The 9,850-nt window shown below is 58.4% G+C and carries 7 protein-coding genes; all 7 read right to left on the reverse strand.

The window, feature by feature from the left end:
• Positions 1-266 precede the first annotated feature (266 nt).
• Complete coding sequence (locus ABYV26_RS13525) at positions 267-1,478, reverse strand: NAD(P)/FAD-dependent oxidoreductase (RefSeq protein ID WP_372681820.1); 1,212 nt, start codon at positions 1,476-1,478, stop codon at positions 267-269.
• A gap of 16 nt (positions 1,479-1,494) precedes the next feature.
• Positions 1,495-3,405: an aldehyde ferredoxin oxidoreductase family protein gene (locus ABYV26_RS13530; RefSeq protein ID WP_372681822.1), complete on the reverse strand. Its 1,911-nt coding sequence runs from the start codon at positions 3,403-3,405 to the stop codon at positions 1,495-1,497.
• Positions 3,406-3,484: 79 nt separating this feature from the next.
• Positions 3,485-5,053 (reverse strand): BCCT family transporter, encoded by a 1,569-nt coding sequence (locus ABYV26_RS13535; RefSeq protein ID WP_372681824.1) that lies wholly within the window; start codon positions 5,051-5,053, stop codon positions 3,485-3,487.
• A 23-nt stretch (positions 5,054-5,076) separates the two neighbouring features.
• On the reverse strand, positions 5,077-5,472 hold the full coding sequence (locus ABYV26_RS13540) for a 4Fe-4S binding protein (RefSeq protein WP_372681826.1): 396 nt from the start codon (positions 5,470-5,472) through the stop codon (positions 5,077-5,079).
• 353 nt (positions 5,473-5,825) lie between these two features.
• Entirely contained in the window at positions 5,826-7,565 is a 1,740-nt protein-coding gene (locus ABYV26_RS13545) for a sigma 54-interacting transcriptional regulator (protein ID WP_372681827.1), read from the reverse strand.
• The gene (locus ABYV26_RS13550; RefSeq protein ID WP_372681829.1) at positions 7,562-9,085 is read right to left on the reverse strand and encodes a sigma-54 interaction domain-containing protein; all 1,524 of its coding nucleotides are present in this window, start codon (positions 9,083-9,085) and stop codon (positions 7,562-7,564) included. Before ABYV26_RS13550 ends, ABYV26_RS13545 begins: the two co-directional genes overlap by 4 nt.
• Positions 9,086-9,338: 253 nt before the next feature.
• The coding region (locus ABYV26_RS13555; RefSeq protein WP_372681831.1) for a MurR/RpiR family transcriptional regulator at positions 9,339-9,850 on the reverse strand (512 nt) is incomplete at its 5' end.

Here is a 9,850-nt window from a genome sequence, read left to right on the forward strand (position 1 = left end):
GGTGTAGGTGTGCAGCCCCAGTCTCATTTTTTTTGCCATCACGATTTCTCCCTTACTGGTCATACATCCGCATCGACTGGCACTCGTTCTGGAAAGGTACAAATCACCATTCATTTGTACCAGGGGCGATCCATAAGGGGTAGGTTGTGGTTCAGATCAAGGCCGCAGGGTTTTGGAAACCGCAGGCGTAGCATCGCGCTACGTTGAGGATTTCTAAAACACGAGAACGCAGATCTGGGCCGCAAGATGCCGCTTATGGATGGGCACTAATGTCGGCCGCGCATAAACGCCCCCGGCGGCGTAGCCAGCCCCTCCTCGAAACGGCTCAGGCGCAGGGGGTTTTTCTCGGGCTTCATCCGGCCGGTAATCAGGTCGCAGGTCCAGCGGCCGGCGGCCGCCGACAGCATCACCCCAGGCCAATAGGCGCAGTTGAGGAAAAACCCCGGAACATTCGCCACCGGCCCGATCAAGGGCTGGTCATCGGGCGCGTGCACATACTGGCCGGCATACACCGAGAGATCTTCCTGTTTCAGGTCATCGACCACCTCGCTCCAGAATGGGCTGAGTCGCGAGCACATCTCCAGGGTGAAAGCGGGAAAGTCCCAGTCGCCCTGAGGGTCTTCCATGGGATCGCTTTTCTGCTCGTCGGGGTCGTGCCAGCCGAGCAGGGCGCCGCCGGTTTCCGGACGCCAGTATGACTCGTTGTCCACATCCATGATCAAGGGCGCATTTTGAGGGATTTTAGGGTGGGGGGCCACGAAGACGCGCTGCCGGCGCATCTGGTAGATCGGCAGATCCACTCCCACCCAACGGCCCACATCGATGGCGAACGGCCCGGCGGCGTTGACCACCACACGGGTGTTGATGCGCCCTCGGTCGGTCGTTACCGCGCAGACCCCTTGGTCGTCGGTCTCGATGCCGGTGGCGCGGGTGCGCACGTAAAAGCGGGCCTTGTCAGCCGCCCGGGCGAACCCTTGGGTGACCTCATGGGCGGAGAACCAGCCGTCTTTGGCCCGGAACGCACCGGCTTTGATCTCCGGGTTCAACCAGGGCCAGCGCTTGAGCACCTCGTCCCCGCTGAGGTACTCGGAATCGGTCACACCAACCTTGTGGTAGGCCTCGACCGTGGCCTTCACCTCGGCCACCATATCCACTTCGGTGGTCAGAAACAGGTAGCCGCCGTGGTGCAGGTCTATCTCATAGCCCTCCAGGCCGGTGGTCTGGGCAAAGTTCTCCCACACATCGATGGACTCCTTGGCCAGGGCGGCCATGGCCGGCTCGGTGAACTGGGCCCGAAAGGATTCGATGGATGCCGTGGTGGTCAGCGTGGACAAACCGTCGCGCATCTCCACCAGGGTCGTGGACAAGCCGGCACGGGAAAGCCAAAAGGCCGTGGCCACACCGATGATCCCACCGCCGATGACCACGGCATCGGCCGTTTCCCGATCAAATGCGTCCGGAGTCAGTATTTTTCTCATGATCCCATTCTCCTCTTTAATTGGGCAGCACACCTTCGGCACGCAATACATCGGCCACTGCTTCCAGGTCCAGACGAACCAGCGTCTCCCGCGTGGGAATCCCGTTGGCATCCCAGCCCCTGGCTTCATAATACCAGTCCAGCAGCTGTTCCAGTTTCTGTTTGGGGATAAAATAGCCCTCGTTGGGACCCGATGGAATCGGTTCGGTGGAAAACCGCTCGGGCGGAAAATCCCAGCTGCGTCCGAAACCCTTGATTTCACGCGCAGATATGGATCGAGTCAGGTTCCAGATGCGTTCGGAAACAACCAGCATCTCCTTCCACGTACGCTTTTTGCCGGTAATCAGATAAAAAAGTTCTGCGTAGTTCTCCACTTCGAAACCCAGCTCCATCAGTTGTAGCCGACAGATGCCCAGGGCGTCGAACAGGGGGCGGGTGTGCTGGGAGTCGATGACATATCGGGCACTGTCTGCTGTCACCTGAGCCGGGGGTTGTCGCTCCACCGTGCCACCGCTTTGTACCAACTCATTGACATTGGTCCAAGCACCTGCCATGTCGTGGCCCAGCACCCACGCTCGAGCATGATGGGCGCCGATATCCGCCGTCATATAGGCCAGCATCATGGAGGGTGCGTTGCGGCACTCGTACCCGGTCCACTCCAGGCCCTTGACGTGAATAGCAAAATGGTCAGAGCCCTGCCCTACTTTTTCCGCAGCCTTTTTCACACCTTCGGCCAGCAAGTCGCCGATGCCTTCCCGGCTGACGATCTTCTCCAGCAGGTAATTTACCGTGTCAAGATCGGAGAACTTCACCGGTCGGCCGATGTCACCTTCGCTGAGCATACCCTTTTCAAAGCACTCGATGGCCCAGGAGATGACTGCACCTGCAGATATGGTATCGATGCCCAGCTCGTCGCATAGGTAGTTGGCGTAGGCCACCTCCTCGATGGTCTTGAGTTCACAATTGCCACCGAACAGGGCGATCGTCTCGTACTCGGGGCCTTCCACGTATGCATCACCCAACTTGGTTTTGGTGAGACCATACTTGCCACAGGGCGTGGGACAGCAGTAGCACCCCTTGTCGGTGATTTTCAGCTTTTTCAGAATCGCCTGGCCGTTGATCGCCTCGTAATGATCGGAAAACGATGTTTTAAAATTGCGCGTGGGGAAGGCGCCCACCTCGTTGACCCAGTTGGTGATGCCGGCGGTCCCTTCGGGCGTCCACTCGGTGAAGCCGGGCTTGGCGGACACCTTCTTGAAGGCCGCCTTGCCGGCGGCAAAGGCCTTTTTCACGTCGAACACCGGCAGGCTGCCCGTGCCCCTGACGGCGATGCCCTTGATCCACTTGGAACCCAACACGGCCCCCACCCCACTGCGGCCGGCCTGACGGCCGAAGTCGTGGGAAAGGCAGGCATAGCGCACCCGCTGTTCGCCGGCCGGTCCGATGGTCAGAATCTGGAAGTCCTCGCCCAAATCCGCTTTCATGTTTTTCTCGGCGATCAAGGCACCCTGCCCCCAGTAGGCATCGGCGGGTCGGATCTCCACCTGGCCGTCTTCGATGAACAGGTAGCTGGGCACCGGCGCACACCCGGTGAGCACCAGCATATCATACCCGGCGTATTTCAACGCCGGACCGAAGTGGCCGCCCATGTTGCTGTCCGCATAACCGCCGGTAGCCGGCGATTTGGTGCCGAAATGGGTCTTGCCGCTGGCCGGAACCAGGTGGCCGGACAGGGGGCCGGTGGCGGCAATGAACAGGTTTTTGGCATCGTAAGGATCGATGCCGCGCGGCAATTCGTCAAAGAGCAGTTTGGCAACAAACCCTCGACCGCCAATGAAGCAATCGGCCAGGTCTTCGTCCAGCGGCTGTTTTTCAATGGCACCGCTGGACAGGTCGATACGAAGAATGGTTCCGGCATATCCGAACATAGATCCGACTCCTTAGTTGTGTACCTCCGGAAATGGCATCTTTTGGCCCAGACCGGTGTTCTCACTCGGTTGAAATAACCTAAACAGGTTCCGCTTCAGCTGCGGACCGGCTTGTCGATTGGCGTTTTTTGGGTTTTTTAACGATTTCGGTCTCGGCCGAGATGGCCTTAATAAAGGACCAGGCCATGAAAAGCATCAGGATCATAAAGGGAAAGGAGACGACGAACGAGACCGTCTGTATGGCTTTCAGGCCGCCCGCCACCAGCAGCATGGCCGCGATGGAAGAGCAGACCAGTCCCCAGAATACCTTCAGGCCGGTTTTGGGTTCCAGGCTGCCGCCGGAAGTCATCATTCCGACCACAAAGGTGGCCGAGTCAGCCGAGGTAATGAAAAAGATGGAGACGATAATCATGGACATCAAAGATAGAAAGGCGCTCATGCTGAAGTTGTCGTAAAGGGCGAATATGGCCGTGGTCACATCCTTGAACGTTGCGTCGGCGATGCCCGGCGTGCCGTTGAGCTCCAGGAAAATTGCCGAACCGCCGAGAATATTAAACCAGATGGCGCACAGCAGGGTCGGCGCCAACAGGGCGCCTAAAACGAATTCACGTATTTTTCGACCGCGTGAAATGCGGGCGATGAAAACGCCCACGAACGGCGCCCAGGTGAGCCACCAGGCCCAATAAAATACCGTCCAGGCCCCGGACCAGTCGTAGCCCGTGTGTTTGGCCACACCGCCGCTGGCGTCGACGAAAAAGCTGAGCCAGAGGATATTTTGCAGGTAGTTGTCGATCGATTCGACAAACGAGTTTAAAATGTAGCGCGTCGGACCAAGGATCAGCACCAGGAGCATCAGGCCGAAGGCCATGACCATGTTGGTGTTGCTCAAGATACGGATACCCTTGTTGATGCCGGTGACGGCGGAAGTGATGTATAACGCGGTCACCACGGCAATGACGGAGATCGAAACCACTGTACCCTTGCCGATGCCGTAGAGCAGGTCCAGGCCGGTGGTCACCTGAAGAGCCCCCAGGCCCAGTGACGTGGCCACGCCGAACAGCGTGGTGACCACGGCCAGGGAGTCGATGACCTTGCCGGTGGTTCCCTGGGCGGCTGTTTCGCCGATGAGTGGGGTGAGTGTGGCGCTGATCAGGCCCGGGTAGCCCTTGCGGAACTGAAAGTAAGCCAGCACCAGGGCCACGGTGGCATAACAGGCCCATGGATGAAGACCCCAGTGGAAAACCGTGGTGCGCAGGGCTTCCGATGCCGCCTCGGGTGTTTTGGGGTCGGCGAAGGGTGGGCCTGCAAAATGATAGATCGGTTCGGCGACGCCCCAGAAGACCAGTCCGATGCCCATACCGGCAGCAAAGAGCATGGCAAACCAGGCCTTGAGGCTGAATTCCGGTGTTTCGTCATCCTTGCCCAGCCGGATGTTGCCGAAACGGGAAAAGGCCACGGCCAGACAAAAGACCACGAAACCGGCCACACAGGTCATGTACGCCCAGCCGAAATTGCCGATGAAAAATTTAAAGATCTTGTCGAACAGCTCCTTGACTTGATCCGGAGAGGCCATGGTCATGAAGACGAAGGCCAGGCAGCAAAGGGCCGAAATGACGGACACGGTCTTGTCGATGGAGTTGTCGTTCATTAATTTTCCTTTCAGATCGTCAGTTATGCCTTAACCATCTCGGCCATCACGATGGCGCTGCGTGGACAAATTTCCGCACAGGCGCCGCACAATATACATTTGGCTGGGAATTCGGATCCCGACTGTTCCACCATGACCCCTTTGGGGCAGACCTCCACGCAGGTCATGCAGCCGGTGCAAAGATCGTGGTCCACGCGGTAGACCCCGGATTCCATGACAATGGCCTCCACCGGGCAGGCCTCGGCGCACTCGCCGCATTGGTCGCAGAAATGAATGCGGTAATCGCCGGGCGCGGGAAAGCGACCTTCAATGCGCAATAGCGCCCGGGCGGGTTGAACCGCGTTGAAATTTTCCATGGCACAGGCCAGCTTGCAGGTTCCGCAGCCGGAGCATTTTTCGTGGACGACAGTCGGCATCATGGGTGACGCTCCCTTGATAGTGGTTGACCCTTTCACAGCGCTCTGAACACCCGAATGAAATCGGGCTTTATCCAATTCTTGCCACGTTGCATAAGACGGGAGGTGAAAACAGGCAGCCTTGGAAAAGGAAACAAACTGCTGCCACACGCTTAACGGATGAAAGATTTCAATCTTTATGCCAGTTAGGCAGTTTTTCTCAGACGGTTGAAATGAAAGAGAAAGCTTCTTTTTTTCAGAAATGATCAATTCAAGTGAACTGGACAGATCTGTCCGGTCATTCAAGCGGGGATCGCCATAATCAGTCGAAATGCTTGCGCTAAAAAGAATATGGACATTTTTGTCTTAAATATAGACTATTTTATACCGTGTGCTTTCATTTTTCGCTGGAGCGTCTTGTAGTTGAGCTGAAGGGCTTCAGCGGCCCGCCCGCGATGCCATCGAGCCGATTCCAGGGCGCTGAGAATCATCTTTTTCTCCAGGGCGTCCATCCGCTGGCGGAGGCTGCCCACAGATGAAGGCAGTTCAGCGACGGCTGGTTCGTCGCCCGCCCTCTCCGCAATCTGCCCCATCAGGTCCAGCTTGCCAAGGGTGATGTAGGTATGCAGCACGTTTTGAAGTTCACGGACATTGCCGGGCCAGCTGTAGGTTTCCATGGCCTCGCGGACCCGTACCGGCAGGTGCCAGGGCTCCTGGGTGCCCTTGGCCAGGGTCGACAAAAAATGATCGATCAGCAGCGGAATATCTCCTTTGCGCTCACGCAGCGGCGGCAACTGGATAGGCAGGATGCGGATGCGGTAGAAAAAATCCTCGCGCATGCGCCCCTCCTTGACCAGCTTGACCAGGTCGCGGTTGGTGGCGGCGATCACCCGAAAGTCGCTTCGTTTGAGCTTGATGCCTCCTAAAGGGGTGTACCCCACGCCGTCGAGCACCCGCAGCAGTTTGACTTGCATGTTCTGACCGATCTCACCGATTTCATCGAGAAACAGGGTTCCTCCTTCCGCCGAATCCAGGAACCCGCCCTTGTCCGCACTGGCCCCGGTAAAGGCGCCTTTCATGTGGCCAAAAAATTCCCGCTCCATCAGGTCCCGGGGAATCGCGCCGCAGTTGACGGCTACGAATTCCCCGGCCCGGCGATCGCTCAACCGATGGATGGCCCGGGCCACCAGTTCCTTGCCGGAACCGGACTCCCCGAAAATAATCACGCTGGCGTCGCTGGCGGCGGCCTTGAGAATCAGGTCATACACCGCCTGCATCGGCTCGCTCTTGCCGATGATATCGCCGAACCGGTAGCGGTCGCTGATGGATGAACGCAGGCGAAGATTCTCCTTGCGAAGGTCCAGCTCCACCTCCTTATAGGCGGTGACGTCGCTGATGAACCCCTCCAGGGCCACCAGTTGGTCATGGTCATCGAAAACCCCCTCACCCTGCTCCCAGACCCACTTCTCCTCGCCACTGGCCGCCCGGATGCGGTAGATAAAGCTGAATGGCCGCCGCATGGCCACGGTTTCACGCACCAGATCGAGCATGTTTTTGCGATCCGCCGGGTGCACGATCCGCTGATAGGCATTGGGTCCTGTACCGATGATCTCGTGGGGCTCAAAGCCCAGCAGACGCTTGCTGCCCCGGCTGGCAAACTCCATGACAAACGATTCGTCAGCCCGGCAGCGATAGACGATCCCCGGCAGGTTGTTCATCAGCGTACTCAAGCGGCGCTGACTTTCCAACAGGGCATTTTCGGCCTGTTTTTTTTCGGTGATATCCAGGCACAGGCTCAGTTTGGAAATGGATTCGTCGGCGTTCGTGATGGGCGTAGCCATGTGGTAATACCATCGCCCGGTGGTCGGGTGCTTGAACTCCCATCTGGCCGTCTTGCCCCGGAATACATCCTGTTCCGGGCACCACGCGCAGATCTCGGCGTTGCCGTAAAGGGCCTGGTGGCAGGCGTCACCCACCGGGTCCCGGCCCAGCTGCTCCACCACCTGGCGGTTGACGAATTCGATGCGGTTGTCCGGCGAACAGACATAGATCATGCCGTCAAAGGCCTCGACAATGGCCTCGAAATAGGACAACCGGTGATGGTCTGCGGGAATCATGTCAGATAGTCCCGCCTGTCGATGCGGTATTTTTTCATCTTGTAGTTGAACAGCTGCCGTGAAATGCCGATGCTGGTTGCCGCCCGGGTGATATTGCCGCCATAGGCGGTCAGGGCGGCGACCACCACCGAGCGCTCATGGTCGGCCTGGCGGGCCAGCAGGCCCTTGCCGCTCTCCGCCGGCTGCCGGCCGGCGCCGGGCGGCGGGGCAGGCGGTCCTGGGCGTGGCTGACCAATTCCGGCAAAACCATCGGACGGCGAACCGGCCACCGGCGGCTGAACGGCGTCCGGTTCACCCCGCAACCGTCGCCAGGTGGTCAGGTGAGACTGCAGGTGCCGCCGTTCGATGGTGCGGCTGGAAACCACCAGGTTGATGGCCCCTTCGATGACATGTTCCAATTCACGGACGTTACCGGGCCAGTCATAGTCAGTGAACAGGGCCAGCACATCACCGGAGATGTCCGACACCTTGCGGTTGAGCGCCCGGCTGTGCTTGGAAAGAAAATGACGGGCCAACAAAACGATGTCCTCTTTGCGGTTACGCAGGGGTGGAATGGGGATGTATACCACACCCAGCCGGTAGAACAGGTCGGGCCTCAGATTGTTTTCAGCAATGGCCACATGGGGCTCCTTGTTGACACTGCTGATGATTTTAACATCGATCTCCGACTCTTTGAGCGACCCCAGACGGCGCACTTTGCGTTCCTGGATGACCCGCAGAATCTTAGCCTGGAGCCCGGTGGCCATCGAGTTGAGTTCGTCCAGAAAAAGGGTGCCGCCGCTGGCGCGCTCGAAAAGCCCCAGTTTGTTGCGCGCCCCGGTGAATGCACCGCTGGTGGTTCCGAAGAGCAGCCCTTCGAGCAGGTTTTCCGGTATGGCAGCACAGTTCACCGCCGTGTAGCGACCGGTTTTTCGCCCACTGTGGTTGTGAATGGCCTGGGCGAAGAGCTCTTTTCCGGTTCCGGTCTCCCCATGCAGCATCACCGGCGAAGGGGTTATGGCGGCCATTTTGGCTGTATTCACCGCCCTCAGAAAATCGATGTTGCTGCCCACGATGGCCTCGAAATCAAAGCGGGTTTCATTGGGCAGCACCTGTTTGGGCCGGGGTATGGAAATGGAGGAGATGGTCTCTTCCAGCACGTTGTATTCCCGCACCAGGCAGATGGCACCCTCCAGCCCACCGCGTTTGAACAGGGGAAACACGGTGTGGATGGTGTTGGCCACCTTTCCCCGCCGGGTCCGGTAGAGCAGCGACCGGTCGACGATAGGCTGGCGATCCTTCAGGCACTGCATGATCACGCTGTCATTTTCCGACAGATCGTAGACGTCGACCACTTTTTTCCCGAGCACCTCCTCCGGGTCCAGTTCGTCGATGGCAGCCATGGTGGGATTATAGTAGATGATGGTCCCAGTCCAGTCGACGATCAGCAGTCCCTCGCTGAACCCGTCGAAAAAGGGCAGGAATTCTTCATAGCCGATGTCGAGCGTCCGAGCGATGGAATGGCGTGGAAACGTTTTCATGGACATGGCTGCAATGGTTCCATCGAGGTTGGCGGATTGGTCAACAGGCTGAGCAAAAGCATGACATATTTTTTGAGATCAGGCAAACCGGTGAGCTGCGGTCTGAGGTCTGAGGTCGGAGGTCTGAGGTCTGAAAACCGATCGCGGCTGGAAGGCGCTCCTACGATTTTCCGCCTTCCGCCTTCCGCCTTCCGCCTTCCGCCTTCCACCTTCCGTCCTCCGTCCTCCGTCCTCGGCCCTCCGTCCTCGGCCCTCAGTCGTTGGCGTACATGTTGAACAGGATATCATTTTCCAGGTACATCTGCTCCAGCCTTTCCTGGTGGGCGTTGAGCTGCGGGTGCTGCCGATTGACCAGTTCCAGCACCAGGTAGTTGATGATGCAGGAAATGGTCGTCGGGTACCCGATCAGGGGAATGGAGCGGGACGGTACAACCAGGGAGAGATGGGCAAAGGGAATCACCGGGCACAGGGTGTTGTCGGTAATCACCAGCAGGTTGTGCTGAAGTCGACGGACAACCTTGCCCAGCTTTATCAGTTCGTTGGGGTAGCGGGAGGTGGTGATAATCGTCACCAGGCTGTTGTCGGGTGCATTGGTCAGCCAGTCGATGGCGGTACTGTCACTGCCTTTTAAAATATGGACCCCCCGACGCACTTTGGTCAACGACCACCCCAGGTAATAGGCAAAGGTGTAGGAGACTCTGGAGCCAGCCACATACACGGCAGAACTGTCCTCAAGCAGCTCCACGATCCTGCCCAGCACCTTCA

Source organism: Desulfosarcina sp., assembly GCF_041551955.1.
Lineage (GTDB): Bacteria > Desulfobacterota > Desulfobacteria > Desulfobacterales > Desulfosarcinaceae > Desulfosarcina.